Source organism: Peptoniphilus sp. Marseille-Q6390, assembly GCF_965119475.1.
The window spans coordinates 322,461-339,332 of the sequence record NZ_CBCPLS010000001.1 but is presented as its reverse complement, the minus strand read 5'-3'; the positions used below and the strand labels follow the sequence as shown (position 1 = coordinate 339,332).

Sequence of the window (16,872 nt, the reverse complement as noted above, 5' to 3'; positions counted from 1 at the left end):
TTGTAAATAGTATAGAAGTCAAAGCAATTGCTAATAAGAGAATATTTCTCCTACTTTTATTCGCATTTAAAATACTTTTTGCAAGACGCCTTATATAAGCTTTATTTTTGACTTTCATTATTTTCCACCAACCTTCCATCTTCTATCCTTAGAGTTTTTACTGCAGCTTGAGCTACGGCATCATCGTGAGTAATCATAAGAATAGTATTTCCAAGCTCTTTATTAATCTTTTTTAGTAAGTAAACAACTTGGGAAGATGATTTTGAATCCAAATTTCCTGTAGGTTCGTCAGCTAGAATTAAAGATGGTTTGGTAACCAAGGCTCTTGCTATGGCAACCCTTTGTTGCTGTCCGCCAGATAATTCATTAGGCATTTTATATTTTTGATCACTTATTTCAAGAATGTCTATTACGGAATCAACATATTTCTTATCTACTTTATCCCCATCAAGACCAAAGGGAATAATTATATTCTCATATACATTTAGCATGGGCAAGAGATTATATGCTTGAAAGACAAAACCAATATTTCTTCTTCTAAAAATTGTTCTCTCATCATCTTTCAATGCATAAACGTCGGTATCATCAATTAAAACTTTTCCGCTTGTAGGATAATCAAGTCCTCCTAATAAATGTAATAGGGTTGATTTCCCAGATCCAGATGCTCCTATTATAGAAATAAATTCTCCTTTTTCCACATCGAAAGATACTCCATCAAGAGCTCTTACTTCCACGTCATTTGATTTATAATATCTTTTTAAATTTTCTACTTTTAACATATCTATCACCTCTTTACATTTAATATAACATTCATATCTTACAAAGTACTTACAAGACTTCTTACAGTTTTGTAAGAAAAAAGACTTCTCACAAAGGGAAGTCTACTGAAAATTTTATTCTATTTTCGTCCAAAGACGCTCTTATATTTCCGCCATGCTTTTCTATAATTTCTCTGGCTATAAAAAGACCTAAACCCAAACCATCCTTTGAAACGGAATTTGCACCTCTATAAAATCTTTCAAATATCTTTGGCAAAGTTTCTTCTGATATGTCTTCGCACTCATTTTCTATGTCTAGATTATAGTTTAGGTAAGATTTATAAACTGAAATATTAATTGTAGAACCATTTGGCGAGTATTTTATAGCATTATCTACTAGATTGTGAATGGCTTCTTTAAGCCATCTTTCGTCCAAATTGAAAATTAAGTCTTCGTCTTTTAAATTTATGCTTATGTTTTTTTCATCTAATGTAACTTTAAATTCTTTCAAAACATCTTCTACTATGTCTTTTAAATTTGATTGATGTTTTTGTAAGGAAATAATATCTGATTCAAGTCTAGAAGATTTTACTAGGTTTTGAATTAAAAATTCTAGTTTATTAAGCTCATACTTTATAATTTCAATATACTCATCTTTCGGATCATCTTCTAAAAGACTAATGTATAAAGAAAGGTTGGTAATGGGTGTCTTGGTTTGATGTGATATATCTGCAATTAAATCTTTTGTTTTATTTTTTTCTGTATTTATTTTCGCTTCTTTTACTTGGCTGGCATACAAAAACTTAATGAGCTTTGATTTTATTTTAGATAATTCCTTTTCATCAAATTCTGTAATTTCTAAATTTCCATCCAAAGCCTTATCAATATAGTCTGAGAGTTCACGCATTTCACTTCTCAAGACAATATATTTATATAAAATAATTCCAATTATAAGAGCTAAAAGACATATTAAAAATTCCATTTATAACCAACTCCAAAGACTGTTTCTATTGGGTCATAGGGTTTTAATTTATTTCTTATCCTAGAAATGTTGACGCTCAGTGTATTTTGATCAATAAATTCATCATCTATTCCCCAAACAAAATCAAATAATAATTCCTTAGTAATAACTTGAGACTTGTTTGTTATTAGGTAGTACAAAATTTTTGTCTCTGTCCTTGTAAGATCTATGTTTTTATTATCTACATAAAAAATATTTTCATTGAAATTAAAGTCTAGACCATCTTTCTTGTAAATATTTAAATCACTAGAAACTATTTTTTCAAAAGCTCTCTTTATTTTTGCTTCTAATATTCCCAAAGAAAAAGGTTTTGTTAGATAGTCGTCTGCCCCTAAATTTATGGCTGAAATTATATATGATTCTAAATCAATTGCTGATAAAACTATAATAGGAATTGACGAAGTTTGTCTCGTATATTTTATTATTTCAAGTCCATCTCCATCTGGTAAGTTCATATCAAGTAAAATCAAATCCGCATCATCAATAAAATTTTTAGCTTCAATAATTGTGCTTACGGAAAAAACTTCATAGTCTTTATTTAAGGCTATGGAAAGCCCCTTATTTAAATTTTTATCATCTTCAATTATTAATATCTTTTTCAATGAAATGCTCTCCCTTGTATAAAGCTTTAGATACATTACAATATTCTTATTTATGTTAAAAATCTTCTTAACTTTATTTTTCCAAAGCTTCCTTATAGATTAAAATTTTATGTTTAAATGAGTCTATTCCACCTTCCATGTGATTTATTATTTCTTTTTTTATAGCTACTTCACCAGGATAGCCTTGATTTTTCACCCATCCATGTACTCCATCAGAATCCATTACTAACACACAATCTGACATTGCATTAGTTACAATTGTTGCACTATGAGTTGCAATTATAACTTGTCTATCATTTTTAGTTTTCCTTAGCTGCTGAACAAGATTTTTATAAATATATCTACTATCCAAATTATCCTCTGGTTGGTCAATAACAATCGGTCTGAAATCATCGTTATATTTCCCATATCCTAATATAAAGTCTAACATTGCTACGACTTTTTGACCTAATGATAAGTTTTTTATATCTTTATAAATCTCTTGAAGATTTTTATTGTCTTCCCTACTATTAATATTAAATAGGATAGTGTATTCTTCAAGTTTTCTAAAGTAGTTTTTAAAATATCCAATCCATGTATCTATATTTTTATCGTCAGTTGCATATATTAATAAATCCGATGTTAATGTCTTAGCAATATCAGCATTAATAATTGTTTTATTGGAATCTATTACTTTAAAACTACTTTCTTCTGTAAATTCTAAAAACTCTTTAGGATTTATCCAAGAAGAATCTTTATTTATTGATGATTTCAAAAAATTAATCAATCCTTTTTTATCTATTATATAAAATATAAACCCCTAAATTTTCTCTCTTAATATTATATCTATTAATAATACTTGAAAATTTACTTTTATAAATTTCTTCTATGGGGTACTCAAGCACTAAATCCTTTTGAATATAATCGATTTTTAATGTTCCTTTTTGAGTTTCATTAAAAGGATCTAGTACCTTTTTTACATCTTCTCTTCTATTTTTTAAAATACTTTCTATATCTCTTTAGAAATTTAGATAAACCTGATTTAGCTTTAATTTTTATTTTATTTTCAAATGGTTCTAACTCTTTATTTTTAAACATCAAATCATAAATAAACCTGTTAATTTCATCTCCACTTGCATATCTAACAAGATCATTAACAGAATACCTATTATCATAAAGTTCTGATAGGACTTTTGTTTTATTACGTACTTTTTCGATATTGCTAATATCCATCTCTTTAACATTACTACAAGTTATCTTATATACGTTCAAATACTTTTTAAGCATATATTTTTTAATTCTGTCTCTATTAAAATAATATCTTCTTCCATATTGATAAGGTCGTTCCTCTTCAAATCGGCTTAAAATATTATCATTATCTTCTTTATAAGGACTTGTAAACTCAACAATATACTCATCTCTATCACATTGAAATAATAAATATACATTCCCATGCTTACAAATAAAATCTAAAAGATTCTCATCATGAACACTTTGTGTCATTACAAAATCAATTGTTTCAAGAACAGTACTCTTGCCAGTTCCTCTTCCCCCTATCAAGCAATTTAAAGAATCTGAAAATTTTACAGTAAAATCTCCATCTTTCTTTTTATTAGATAGAAAACCAGATTCTTCAAACATTACATATAAGCCTTCTATATAAACTTTATTTTTATTCATGTTCTCATAACTTACAGAAATATCAAAATCAATTAAAGCTTCTTTTAACATTTGAAAGTTAATATCACTTCCTTTAATCCAAAAAAATTATTTGCTAATGTATCAATTGAATGTGAGTCATTGTCAATTAAAAAATTTACATCCTCTCTATAATTTTTCATGAAATTTTTTGCACCTTTGATTTGATTCTTGTTTTTTAAACCAACAATTCTAGTGTTTTCACTGGAAAATAATTTCTTTTTATACGCCCCGCTTAAAAACTTATCTTTATTTATATTTGATGAGTATATATGAGCTATATAAGTTATCGCTCCTAAACTCGAAAAAAAATCCATAACTTCTAAACTAGTAACATACACACCGTCTTTTTCAGAAATCAATTTTTCATCTAGCCACTTAATTACTTCCTCTTCATTATTCTTATCGTCATCTAATATTGCTACTACATGAAGCTTGTCAGCACATGATATTTCTATTCCTCGAAATAATATTGTTTCAACATTATATTTAGCTTTTAACTTTTTTAGATGATGTATACATATTTTTAATTTGTCTATTCCCTCAAATGTATTATGATCTGTAACAACAGCTATCTCATATTGATTTATTAGTAATTCATTAGCTAACAATAAAAAAGCATATATTTCTTTTTTACTTTCAAAAATGTCAAAATCTCCACCAAACTTTACATCTCTTTTCCCATTTATGAGAGGAATAATACTTCTTTCATAAATTATATCTTCTAATTCTTTTTCACTTATTTTTTTATATCCATTCGTGCCTAAATTCTCCATTAATTTATAATCATGAGAAGCTGGTGTGTGAATATGAAATATCGACTTCCTAGGAAATCCAAAATTATCTCTAGTGTTTTTTATATGCTTATATGCTTTTATAACCTCACTATAAGTTCTTGTATCTTCAGCCATACTCCTCCTTAACAATCCCTAAGGCTTAACAATAATTCTTATATAGAATAATCTCTCTGATCTTCCGCCACCATTTTAAAATCAATAGATCTTCCAAGTACCGTTGATGAAAATAACAAATATAATTAAGAATCTTATTTACCATTTACCTCAACTCTATTTTTTATATTCAATAATATCACCAATATCACATTGAAAAAACTCACAAATCTTTCCTAATGTTTCCAAACTTACATTTTCATCTCTTCCCATTTTTGCTATTGTCTTGGGTGTTGTTGCTATTGCACATTGTAAGTCTGTTTTTTTCATATTTTTATCTATTAATAACTTCCATAATTTATTATATGAAAATCCCATATCATTCTCCAATTCTATATTTTACCTTTCTAAAGGTATAGATTAACTACCTAGTTATAACATATAACACAGATTCCTTTCAATTATATGATTTACCACGTTAAATTGAGCGAAAAAATAAAGGCAGTCCGAAGACTACCGATATTTACCTCTCTGCACCTTTGCTATGGTCTTTCTTGTTAGATTTAGTTCTATCATCTGTTTAAAGCTTTTTATTTGTCCTAATATGGACTTTTTATCTTTATCTTGACTCCTTTTACTTGTTCTTTTGCTTTTAAGAGCTTAGAAGACAGAATACGGACACTCTTATGTTCCTTTCCGTTGTTATCAATTCTTGTTTTTACTTGACCAAATATTTTAACAAAATCTCCTTTATCAAAGTATACCTAGTTTCATAAGCTAATTTATTTTCCAAAATAGTAATTATTTTAATAAATATCTCTTTTGCTAAGAATCATGGTATTCAATATTATCATAATAATCAAATAAATAATCGATAATAATGTCACTCTTAAATAAATAGAATTACTGCTATCAATTGATAATAATACTATGTTTCCTGATATAAGATAATTCATAATTGAAAATGATAAATTTCCAGATATTTGATGGAATATTGTATCAATTATTTGTAATATTCCAGCTGACTCAAGGAGACCAATAATAAGTGTAACGGCAGAATTTCTTATCAAATACGCTAAAAACATTATTATAATACTATAGGTTATATATAATAAGTATTCTGTGAGTATATATTTTATGAATATTCCTATTTCTGTGAATTTCAAATATCCTTCCATAAAGTAAAATGATAATGACATAATAATAAAACTAGTAATAAATATAGCTAATGTGTATACACATATTATTGCTACTTTTCCTAAAGTTAGCTCTATTTTTTTTGGAAAAACTTGATTAATATTTTTTAGAAAACTAGATTTAATTTCATCTCCTATATACATCACAATAAAAACTGTTTGAAACATCAATAAAATTTTACTTTGAATATTTCTCATAAATAATTCAGTTATAGGTATATAGCCTAAATCTAACCAATCTGGAATCACACTTCCAACATAAATCCCCCAATTTATCTGTGTGAAATTTATTTTCAAGTTTTCTAGTGCTGCTTTATCATTAATATAGTAATGATAATCAACTTTTGTCATATATACAGATCCAATTATCATAAGGCTACTAAGAATTAAAATTATCCATGGATATTTGTTTCTTCGTAGTCTATATAACTCTAATTTTATTGCTCTACTCATCTTAATATCTCCATATAATAATCTTCAAAGCTCATTTCTTTTACAGAAATTGAACTTATTTCTATACCACATTTTACTAACAAAGAGTTTATTAGACTTATTTTTTCAAAGTAATCGTTTAATATAACTTTTTTACTATTTATAATCTCATTTTTATATCCATGTTTATTTAAAATTTTTGATACTTCATTCGTTTTGCTGGTTATTATCTCTATTCTTGATCTACATTTTTTATGCAAATCTTCTATTGTAAACTCAGCTAGTAACTTTCCTTTTGAAATTACTCCAAAATCTGTTGCGATTTTAGATAACTCTTCTAATATATGGCTTGATATAATTATGGTAATGCCGTATTTTTTATTAATTTCTTTTAACATATTTCTAATATCGACTATTCCTTGAGGATCAAGTCCATTAATTGGCTCGTCTAAAATAATAATTTCAGGAGATCCTATAAGAGCCATTGCAATACCAAGTCTTTGTTTCATTCCTAAGGAAAAACTCTTAACTTGTTTATTATAGCAATTTTCCAACCCAACTATTTTAAGTATTTCTTTTATATACATTTCATTTTCTACATCATAAGATAAGCATTTTAATTTCAAATTGTCATAAGCTGTTAGTTGCATATATAATGCTGGTGTTTCTATTAAATTGCCTACTTTACTAAAATAACTAGAATTTTTTTTAACATTTTTACCAAATAGCTCTATATTCCCACTACTCTTATTAGATAATCCAGATATCATTCTCATAATAGTTGATTTTCCGGCTCCATTATCTCCTATTAAGCCATAAATAGATTGTTTTTTTACTTTTAAATTAACATTATCTATTGCTGTAAAATTCCCGTAATTTTTTACTAAATTTTTAGTTTCTAATATATATTCGCTCATTTGATTATTCCTTTCTATAATTTTATGAGGAATTTTAAATAATGATATTATATATCCTACTTTTAACATAATTATAAGATCTTTTATAAGATGTTTCAGCTAACTTTTGTGAATATTATTTATATCTTTGCTATATAATTTTTAGTCATTGAAAATACTCCATCGCTTATTCTTTGAATTCCTTGTTCATAAAAAATATTACTATAATACTATTTTAAATTTTCCCTTTTATTTTAGAAATTGCTCTTTACTTCAATCTCATGTCAAGCATGTCTTTATCTTAGTTAGCCTGATATTTTTGTTCTTCTTTTGATGTATAAACCGAAATAGAAAAATCTGTCACAAGATATGAAAAAATGTAAAAATTATAAATAAATATCATGAGATTTATAAATACCATAAGAAAAATCCTGAAGATAAACAATTTGCCAAAGAATATTATAGTGAACTTTCTGTCTATAAAATAGCCGCTAAAGAAATTTTAGAAAACTATAAAAAACTACCCAATACAAAAGAAACACTATCAAACCTCGATAAATTGCAAGAAAAAAAAACACCCTTATGCAAGAGTATTCTTTGAATAAAAAACAATTTCCTTATCTTGTTCAGTATGAGAAAAATTATAAAAAATATTATGGGATAGATTCAGCACTATAAAAAAATAATTATTAAGTTTTAATTTCCTAAAACTTCTTTATTTAAACGCTCTTGAGTAATTTCCTCAACCCCTATAATTTTATTTTTTTCATCTCTACGGACAATCAAAAGTATTCCATCACCATAATCATTATTTGAATAAACAAAACCAACATATCTACCATTCTTTTTTGCAACTTCTATAGGATCAAAAAAACCTTTTACTAGATTGCCATTATATGTTAATTTATCATTTGAATATTTAAGATTTGGAATATTAACCTCAGAAAAATATTGTTCAACATTTGCTGGATTATTATTTTCATGTGCTTTTTTATTAATAAATATAAAAATAACACCAAAAATCAATACACATACAATTATAATAGAAAACACATTTTTTTTAGTCATCTTTAATTATCTCCTTTAAATATTATTAACTTTCTACTTCTTCTTCAATTTTATATATTTTCAATTCCTATTTCAGCTAACTTTTGTGAATAAAAACCTGCTAACAAAATTCTAATGCTTGTCTCTAAAATGAATCAACATATCCCAATTCACGCACTTTATCGATCATTTCTTGGTAATTTCTAACACCTAACTTTTGATATATTCGTGATAAGGATACTGCCAGGCTTCTTACATTCGTATTTAGTTCTTTAGCTAACTCTTTCCTTGATAGTCCGTTTGAATATAGTTTAACTATATGAATTTCACTCTTTGTTAATGGCTCTAACATATGATTATCTTCTGGAAAGATCGCTTTGCCTTTAAATGCGATAGATTTTATATCTTCTATTAGTTTAGATGTATCTTCTTCTTTGGAAATAAATCCTTTACATCCAATTCTTTTTGCTCTTTTAATATAAAAGTCTAATTTATACGCTGTTAATATTACTAGTTTAAGATCTTCATACTTATTAATCAATTCTTCAGCCACATCTAAACCATTTATCGTTCCTTCTATTCCTGTTAAATTAATATCTATTAGTAACAAGTCATAGTTAAGGAAAGATTCATTTATACTTAGGTCTCTAACATTATTTACTATATCTACAGAAATAGAGTCGTCCGTCTCTAAGCTCATTTTTAAAGAAGTTGCAACCATTTTATGATCTTCTATTAATAAGATTTTCATTTACTACACTCCTTTCTACTGGAACTTCTATTATAAATTTTACAAATGATTCATCTAATTCATTTTGATTATTAGAAAAATCAAAATCAAATTTTCCGCCGTATTCTCTTAAGTTTAATCTTAAAATATTTAATCCTATATTTCCCTCTACTATTTTTTTCTTCCTCTTCTAAATAGTCTCCATAATTTTTTAGGTAAGATGAATCTTATCTTCTGAATTTATAAGAACAATGTCTGTACTATATCCTTTTGAATGTTTTAATGCATTTATTAATAATTCATTGATACATTTGTAAATCAATTCAGCATACGGACTGGGCAAATCTATATTTCTATCACATTCAAATTCTATAAGCATTTCATTATCTAAATACATATTTTCTATATCAACTATAAGTCTGCTATATGCGTCATATAGAGAGCTATAATCATTTAGCATTGGATTGAATGAATTTATTTCATGTCGAATCAAATCGTTTAACTTATCTAGATTTTCTATAATGTATTTTTTGCCAGATCCTGAAAGATTATCCTCTATCCACCTTCTTATAGCTATTATAATTTGTAGAATGTCATCATGTAAAAAGGTCTGTATCCTTAGAGTATTCAATTTTTCAATTTCTAAATTTCTATGTTTTTCAACATAATAGTTATTCAACATCTCCTCAAAAGTTATATAATTGGATTTTTTATGTCTTTCGAACAAGCTAAATTCTACCAAAAACATGAAAAAGCTTAAAGAAAATAATATAACTCCTAAAAAAGAAAATGTTGTTAAATACAACATAGTAAATAAAATAATAAATTCAGGAAATATTTTTCTCAAAGAATTGGAAAAATATATTAAACCATTTTTTATTTTTGACTTACTTATTCTATATAGCAATGCCGATTCAATAAAGATGCATGTAAATAATTGATACTCGCTGATAGACACTAGATCTATGTTTTCATACTTTTTTATATATGATAAAACTTGTAATATATAAAATTTGTAATACTATAACTAAACTACTTTCATATTTTCGAATCTGTCTATCCAATATAAATAAAATGCTTGGAGTCAACATTAGAATAATAACCACCCAATTAAATAGTAAAGATGATAAAGATACATTCAATTTCATCAAAATTATTGACATAAACAATCCTAATGTAGTAATTGACAGAATATATTTAATTTTATTTGATGGCCTTGTTAGATTAAAAGTTGCAAAAATTATTAAACTATAGATTAATAATTCGATATATTTTCCTATTAACAATTCTCTTAATATTAAGTCTTCTAAAAAAGTGAAAATAATAAATAACTCAACTATTAAGCTATGAATCACTATATAATCTTTTTCAGAATTTAATACACATACAACATAAGCTATAAAATTCATAATACTCAGTAAAAATACTATTATAATCCCCATATCTAATGTCTGTTGATATTTTATAAATGGTGCTATTGGCATAAACAAAATAAGTTGCAATAATATATGTGTAATTAAAATAAAATTTTGTTTTCTCATCCTAAGCTCCTTTTGAAATTTAAAATCCGATACTATTTATTATATGGAATATGATTTTCTTAATTAGATAAAGACTATCCACTAAAATTATACATTAAATTCTATTGCTAATTACAAATTTTAATGTATTGTAATTTTTTTGTGTTTGTATTTTAACTACAGTATTCAATAATATTGTAGACATATTAAGATTTAATTTCAGCTAACTTTTGTGTATTAATAATTATAAGTATGATATAACGTAATCATACAATCTATTAAAATATAGCAAAAAAAATAAAGGCAGTCCGAAGACTGCCGCAGACTGATGACAAAGCAGGCAAAAAAGCCTGCTTTTTTTTTATGAAATCATCTGAATTTATAGAAAAAAGGAGTAAAAATAAACTAAGAAAGTAGGTGTAACGTGCTATTAAAAAACAATAAAAGAAAAACAGATCAAGTACAGATCATATTAGTAGAACAACTTGTACCAAAAAATCACATATTTAGAAAAATAGACAAATACGTAGACTTTGACTTCATCTATGAATTAGTGGAAGATAAATACTCACTAGATAATGGAAGACCAAGTATCGATCCAGTAGTATTAATAAAAATACTGTTCATATAATACCTATCAACATAAAAAGTATGAGACAAACAATAAAAGAAATAGAAGTAAACATAGCATATAGATGGTTTTTAGGACTAGACTTTTACGATAAAGTTCCACATTTCACAACCTTTAGTCAAAACTACAGGAGAAGCTTTAAGGACACAAATATATTTGAAGAAATATTTCAAAACATCTTAAGCCAAGCAGTGAACAAAGGATTTGTAGTTGAGAAAATACAATTCGTAGACTCCACACATGTAAAAGCCCATGCCAATAGACATAAAAACAAAAAAGAAGAAATCAAGTAAGCAACAAAAACATACCAAGAAGAGTTAGACAAAGAAATAGAACAAGAATGCTTATACGAAACAGAGGGGTACAGATACACCAAAAAAATGAAAAGAAGAATACAAAAGAAGAAAAGAAACAGTAGAAAGGCAATTTGGAAGTGCAAAAGAATTCCATGGATTTAGATACACAAATATGATTGGACTAGCAAAGATGGAAATGAAAGCTGCACTTACAATTGCATGCATAAATATGAAAATATTAGCAATATTACTATATAAATTGGATCCTAACAAAGATTTAATGTTGAATAAATTAAAGGTTTTTTTATAAATACATTAAAAATACAACAAACCCAGGAAATATTCCTGGGTTTGTCTACAATCTGGCAAGTGCTATTTTACACTTGCTTTTTTAGTTTCTCAGATTTTATCTCTCTAATCGTAAATCTTAAATTTTACTCGTTTGACTTTAATGCATCTATGGCCTTTATCTTCTTTATCCTGTAGTGGAAGATTATCATTATTAGTGTATTTACAAGGGCTGTTATTATTCCTGCCAAGATGAAGGGTCTTGGGCTCAAGTCTTCTGGCAGCATGGCCATAAAGGGAACTACTATTTGAAGGACTGAGTAGTGGAGGATTTTCCCCACGAAGAGTCCTATGAGTATTCCAATTATTGCCAAGATATAGGTTTCCTTGTAAATGTATGAGGTTGTCTCTCTTGGATAAAAGCCAAGGACTTTTATTGTTGAGACTTCTCTTATCCTCTCTTCGATATTTATGTTTGTGAGGTTGTAGAGGACTACAACTTCCAAAATTGTTGTCACTATTAGAATTATTATCTCAACCTTAGTTATTGAAAACAAAAATTGATTTAAGATGTCCTTCATGTCGTCAACATTTCCAATGTTAAAGACGGACTTCTTTTCTATTGTGGATTTTATAAAAGCATCTTTGTCAAAGTCTTTAGGAACTTTTATGAGGTCGGTGTTGGCCTTGAAATTTGATCCTGTTACTTTTTCAAAGTAGTCTCTATCCATGTAGACATTATGACCTATATAAAATTCGCTGATGCCAGCGACTTCTACTTCGAATTCATTTCCATAGACGTCTCTCATCTCTAGTGGGTCGCCAACTTTTAACTTTTTAAGTTTGGACAACTTTTCTGTTATTATGACTCCCCTCTTTGGAAGTTCTAATTCTTCCTTTGTGTCCTTGTCAAAAAGTGACACATAATTTTTGAAGTCTTCCTTGTCACTTGGGACTATTACATTCACCGATTGGTCGATTTCATCGTAGTCTACAGTGAAAAATTCTTCGTAGACTTCTGTGTAATCTAAATTTTTTTCTGCCAAGGACTTCTTATATTCTTCAAAGGAATCTTGGTCAAGGTCCCTGTCATAAAGGACAGATATGTCGTACTTCAAAATGTTTTTAAATTGTAGGGTCTCTACGTCCTTTACCGATTCAGCAATTCCAAATCCAAGGACTAAGAGGGCTGCACAACCCATAACCCCAACAAGAGTCATAAACATCCTCTTCTTTGACAAGAATAGGTTTCTTGCAGTTACCTTTGATAGGAAGCTCATCCTGTTCCATATAAAGGGAATTTTTTCCAAGAGAATTCTGTTGCCCTTGGCTGGTGCCTTTGCCCTCAAGAGGCTGGCTGTTTTTTCTTCCAAGTTTTTATTAACTGTTATCATGGCAGCCACGCTGGTAAATAAAAATCCAATAGCAATGGCGAAGATCATTCTTAGAGGAAAGATGCTTATCAGCAATTTATTTTCAAAAATCGTTTTTGTCGAGTAGGCGTTCCCAATTATATAGGTCAAGAGATAGGACCCAGTAATTGCTCCCAAGGTACCACCAATTAAGGATGCTAGGGACCCATAGAGGAAGAACTTCTTGCCGATTTCTCTATTGGTGTAGCCCAAAGCCTTGTAGGCCCCAATGACAAGCCTGTTTTCATCCACCATCCTAGTCATTGTTGTGAAGCAAACTAAAAGGGCAATGGCAAAGAAAAATATTGGGAAGATAAGTGAAAGGCCGTCAACTCTCTTTGCGTAATCAAGATAGGTGTTGATGCCTGTTTCTAGGTGCCTTGGTGTGATTGTGTAACGAGGTTGCTTGACTAGGCTGAGGTACCTTCTCCCATCAGCAATCTTTTCTCTTGCATCAGCAATTTTTTCTTCAGCTTCTTGGGACTTATCTTTGTATTCATTTTCGCCCTTATTCAAATCTTTTTCTGCCTTGTAGAGTTTTGACTTGGCATCATTTAACTTGCTCTTGCCAGTTTTTAATTCCTTATCAAGTCTTTCTTGGCCCCTATCTAGTTCATTTCTCCCTAATAAGTATTTTTCCTTGGCCCTTGAAAGTTTTTCCCTGCCTTCCACGTAGTCATCATACTTTCCTTCGTATTCTTTTTTGCCAGACTCGTAGTCAGCAGTCCCCTTATTTAATTTTTCTTCAGATTCATTGATTTTATTTTTTGCTTTTGCTAATTCTTCTCTGGCTTCTTGAAGTTTTCTCTTGTTCTTCTCGATTTCATCCTTGCTCTTGGCATAGTCAGCTTCTCCCTTTTCTGCCTCGGCAATTCCTTCTTCAAGTTGCCTCTTTCCATCTTCAATTTGCTTCTTGCTGGCATCAAGAGTGGCCCTGCCTGCTGCAAGTTTCTTTTCATTTTCTTGGATAGCAGCAATCCCAACCTTGCCTTCTTTTAATTTTGCTTTTAAGTCAGACAAGTTGCCAGTGATTCCACCTGGGACTTCCTTCTTAATTTCTTCCAAAGCCTTGTCAACTTCTTCTTTTGATGTCTTTAGGAAGTCTAATTTTCTATTTAAGTCAGACTTATTTTTTTCAAGTTCTGATTTTTTCCCTTCAAGTCCAGCAATTTGTCCCTCTATATTTTTTCTCTCTTCGTCAGTAAGGTTAGGATTATTTAAAGAATTTTTCAAAGCGGAAAGCTGACCATCAATTTGTGAAAGACCCCTATCCACTTGGCTTATTTGGGAAGAAGTTTTTGCAATTTCATCTTCTATAGTCGGAAGTTTTTTAAGAAGATCTCCTCCAGTTTCCAAGGCCTTGTCTAGGGCGTAGATTTTTTCTACAGCATCTTCATAGGAAGAAGCCCCCATCTGGGAAACCAATTTGTTTTTGCCAGCCTCAAGTTGAGTCATACCAGCTTGGTAGTCTCTTTCTCCCTCTTCATACTTTTTCATGCCCTCAGCAAGTTTTTTTCTTGATTCTTCAATCTTGTCCCAGCCATCATCAAGTTTTTTTCTGCCATCGGCTAGCTGGTCTTCTCCTTGCCTTAGGGCTTTTTCTGAAGCTTCAACTTCTCCAAGTCCCTTTTGGTACTTTTCCTTACCCTCTGTCAGCTTCTTTCTTCCAGAATTTAATTCAGACTTGGCATGGTCAAGTTTCTTCTTACCATCAGATAATTTTTCGTATCCATCGATTAACTTTCTCTCGCCATCATCTATTTCCACAGATGCCTTGTAAAGTTTATTTCTGTTTTTGGAAATTTCTGACTCTGCCTTGTCCTTCTCACTATTGTACTTATCCAGGCCCTTCTTGTAGTCGGACTTACCCTTGTTAAGGTCTTCTCGACCCTTAACTAGCTTGTCCCTTGCATCAGACAATTTTGTTTCGGCATCACTAATCTTGTCCTCTGCATCAGTGATCTTACCAGAAATTTCTCCCTGAATGGAGGCAAGTCTTTCCTTTGGCCTAGACTTCAAGTCAATTTTAAGGGCCCTCTTCTTCTTATCCATGTAGTCAACATATTCCTTGTCTGAAGTCTTTAAGCCTTCAGTCCCCAAGAATTTTATCTTGGCAAGAGTTGGGTCGCCAGAAAAGTTTCCATCGTCAATGTAGGCAAAGTAAGAAATTTGTCCGTAGCCTCTTTCAGAGTGGGCTGCGTTATTTTCTTGAAGAAAGTCCAGAGAATTTGCAAAACCAACCACCTTGAAGGAAAGCCTCTTTAGGTCGTTGTCCTCATCATCGTCATTGTCTTCCTTAAATCTTATTGTGTCCCCAATTTTGCTACCAGCCTTTTTTATCCTGGCGTCCAAAATAATTTCATCGGGACCCCTAAGCTCTCTTCCCTCAATTATTTCAGGCTTAGAAATTTCGTAGGGCATGTTTAAAACTTTTATAACAGTTGGGTCTCCTGCAAGAAAGACATCCTTGTCATAGCCATACTCCAGCTCCTTGATGTCCTCTTGGTCCTCAATAATTTGTCGGTCCTTAGCTTCAAGTCCAATGGGAACGGAAATCTTTATGTCCTCTTGATTTAATTTTTCAATTTTATCATCAATTGTATTTCTCATAATCTTGCCTGTGGAAATAAGTCCAATCAAGACAAAGACGCCAAGAAAGACAATTATCATTATTGAGATAAATCTTGGAAGAGAATTTTTTATCTCTCTAAGATTATCCTTGTCGCGAGCTTTCACCCTCCACCTACCATTCTATATCCATAATATCCCTCGGATTGTCGTTTACAAAAACATCCTTGACCTTGGCGTCAGAAATTTCAATTAGCCTGTCTGCAGAATTTTTAATTGCAGAATTGTGGGTTATGAGGACCACAGTAGTGTCTGTTGTCCTCGTAAGGTCCTGCAAAAGTTTTAAAATTTGCTTGCCTGTCTTGTAGTCAAGAGCTCCTGTTGGCTCATCACACAATAAAAGTTTTGGATTTTTTGCAATAGCACGAGCTATTGAAACCCTTTGTTGCTCTCCACCAGATAATTGTGATGGAAAGTTATCCATCCTATCGCCTAAACCCACAGACCTTAAAACTTCAACTGGGTCCTTGGCGTGTTTTACAATTTGACTGGCAAGCTCAACATTTTCAAGAGCTGTTAAGTTGGGAATCAAATTATAAAATTGAAAGACGAAGCCCATGTCATAACGTCTATAAGTAGTCAGTTCTCTTTCACTATATTTTGCAATATTTTTTCCATCAACTAAGAGGTCACCAGAAGAGGTCGTGTCGAGACCTCCTAAGATATTTAGAAAAGTTGACTTGCCGGCACCTGATGCACCAAGAATAATTGCAAATTCATTTTTTTCTATTTCAAAATTTAATTTATCATTTGCCATGACAGACCTTTCCCCAATTGTGTAAACTTTTGAGAGGTCCTTAACTTCGATAAAAGCCATAATATCACCTGGGCTTATTATATCATTAAAA

Annotated in this window: 14 protein-coding genes and 3 pseudogenes; 4 read left to right on the top strand and 13 right to left on the bottom strand. The window is 29.7% G+C overall.

Features of this window, described 5'->3' with window-relative positions; translation table 11 throughout:
- Positions 1-101: 101 nt before the first annotated feature.
- The 7 genes and pseudogenes from ACWPVO_RS01680 to ACWPVO_RS01650 form a co-directional block, all read right to left on the bottom strand.
- Complete coding sequence (locus ACWPVO_RS01680) at positions 102-779, bottom strand: ABC transporter ATP-binding protein (protein WP_412621733.1); 678 nt, start codon at positions 777-779, stop codon at positions 102-104.
- 88 nt (positions 780-867) lie between these two features.
- Positions 868-1,740, bottom strand: coding sequence for a sensor histidine kinase (locus ACWPVO_RS01675; protein ID WP_412621734.1), 873 nt, complete (start codon positions 1,738-1,740; stop codon positions 868-870).
- Complete coding sequence (locus tag ACWPVO_RS01670; RefSeq protein ID WP_412621735.1) at positions 1,728-2,381, bottom strand: response regulator transcription factor; 654 nt, start codon at positions 2,379-2,381, stop codon at positions 1,728-1,730. Before ACWPVO_RS01670 ends, ACWPVO_RS01675 begins: the two co-directional genes overlap by 13 nt.
- Positions 2,382-2,454: 73 nt before the next feature.
- Positions 2,455-4,969: pseudogene (locus ACWPVO_RS01665) on the bottom strand (Spaf_1101 family AAA-like ATPase).
- A gap of 156 nt (positions 4,970-5,125) precedes the next feature.
- Positions 5,126-5,326, bottom strand: a complete 201-nt coding sequence (locus tag ACWPVO_RS01660; protein WP_094208085.1) for a helix-turn-helix domain-containing protein — start codon at positions 5,324-5,326, stop codon at positions 5,126-5,128.
- A 428-nt stretch (positions 5,327-5,754) separates the two neighbouring features.
- Positions 5,755-6,597 (bottom strand): ABC transporter permease, encoded by an 843-nt coding sequence (locus ACWPVO_RS01655; protein WP_412621736.1) that lies wholly within the window; start codon positions 6,595-6,597, stop codon positions 5,755-5,757.
- Complete coding sequence (locus ACWPVO_RS01650) at positions 6,594-7,562, bottom strand: ABC transporter ATP-binding protein (RefSeq protein WP_454206113.1); 969 nt, start codon at positions 7,560-7,562, stop codon at positions 6,594-6,596. Before ACWPVO_RS01650 ends, ACWPVO_RS01655 begins: the two co-directional genes overlap by 4 nt.
- 261 nt (positions 7,563-7,823) lie before the next feature.
- Here ACWPVO_RS01650 and ACWPVO_RS01645 point away from each other — a divergent pair.
- Positions 7,824-8,150, top strand: a pseudogene (locus ACWPVO_RS01645) (relaxase); the annotation flags it as partial.
- Positions 8,151-8,168: 18 nt separating this feature from the next.
- Here ACWPVO_RS01645 and ACWPVO_RS01640 read toward each other — a convergent pair.
- The 3 genes from ACWPVO_RS01640 to ACWPVO_RS01630 form a co-directional block, all read right to left on the bottom strand.
- The gene (locus tag ACWPVO_RS01640; protein WP_412621740.1) at positions 8,169-8,540 is read right to left on the bottom strand and encodes a hypothetical protein; all 372 of its coding nucleotides are present in this window, start codon (positions 8,538-8,540) and stop codon (positions 8,169-8,171) included.
- 124 nt (positions 8,541-8,664) lie between these two features.
- Entirely contained in the window at positions 8,665-9,270 is a 606-nt protein-coding gene (locus ACWPVO_RS01635) for a response regulator (protein WP_412621741.1), read from the bottom strand.
- A 190-nt stretch (positions 9,271-9,460) separates the two neighbouring features.
- The gene (locus ACWPVO_RS01630) at positions 9,461-9,931 is read right to left on the bottom strand and encodes a hypothetical protein (RefSeq protein WP_454206110.1); all 471 of its coding nucleotides are present in this window, start codon (positions 9,929-9,931) and stop codon (positions 9,461-9,463) included.
- Between the two features lie 64 nt (positions 9,932-9,995).
- On the opposite strand from ACWPVO_RS01630, the gene ACWPVO_RS01625 reads away from it, so the two are divergent.
- Positions 9,996-10,190 (top strand): hypothetical protein, encoded by a 195-nt coding sequence (locus tag ACWPVO_RS01625; protein ID WP_238402355.1) that lies wholly within the window; start codon positions 9,996-9,998, stop codon positions 10,188-10,190.
- 30 nt (positions 10,191-10,220) lie between these two features.
- Here ACWPVO_RS01625 and ACWPVO_RS01620 read toward each other — a convergent pair whose 3' ends face one another.
- Complete coding sequence (locus ACWPVO_RS01620; RefSeq protein WP_454206108.1) at positions 10,221-10,790, bottom strand: hypothetical protein; 570 nt, start codon at positions 10,788-10,790, stop codon at positions 10,221-10,223.
- Between the two features lie 630 nt (positions 10,791-11,420).
- Here ACWPVO_RS01620 and ACWPVO_RS01615 point away from each other — a divergent pair.
- Both ACWPVO_RS01615 and ACWPVO_RS01610 read left to right on the top strand, forming a co-directional pair.
- Complete coding sequence (locus ACWPVO_RS01615) at positions 11,421-11,693, top strand: transposase (RefSeq protein ID WP_412621745.1); 273 nt, start codon at positions 11,421-11,423, stop codon at positions 11,691-11,693.
- Positions 11,694-11,796: 103 nt separating this feature from the next.
- A pseudogene (locus tag ACWPVO_RS01610) lies at positions 11,797-12,006 on the top strand (transposase); the annotation flags it as partial.
- A gap of 124 nt (positions 12,007-12,130) precedes the next feature.
- Here ACWPVO_RS01610 and ACWPVO_RS01605 read toward each other — a convergent pair.
- Both ACWPVO_RS01605 and ACWPVO_RS01600 read right to left on the bottom strand, forming a co-directional pair.
- A complete protein-coding gene (locus ACWPVO_RS01605) occupies positions 12,131-16,132 on the bottom strand; it encodes an FtsX-like permease family protein (protein ID WP_454206106.1) in 4,002 nt (1,333 codons plus the stop codon).
- A gap of 7 nt (positions 16,133-16,139) precedes the next feature.
- A complete protein-coding gene (locus tag ACWPVO_RS01600) occupies positions 16,140-16,841 on the bottom strand; it encodes an ABC transporter ATP-binding protein (RefSeq protein ID WP_005957422.1) in 702 nt (233 codons plus the stop codon).
- Between the last annotated feature and the right edge of the window lie 31 nt (positions 16,842-16,872).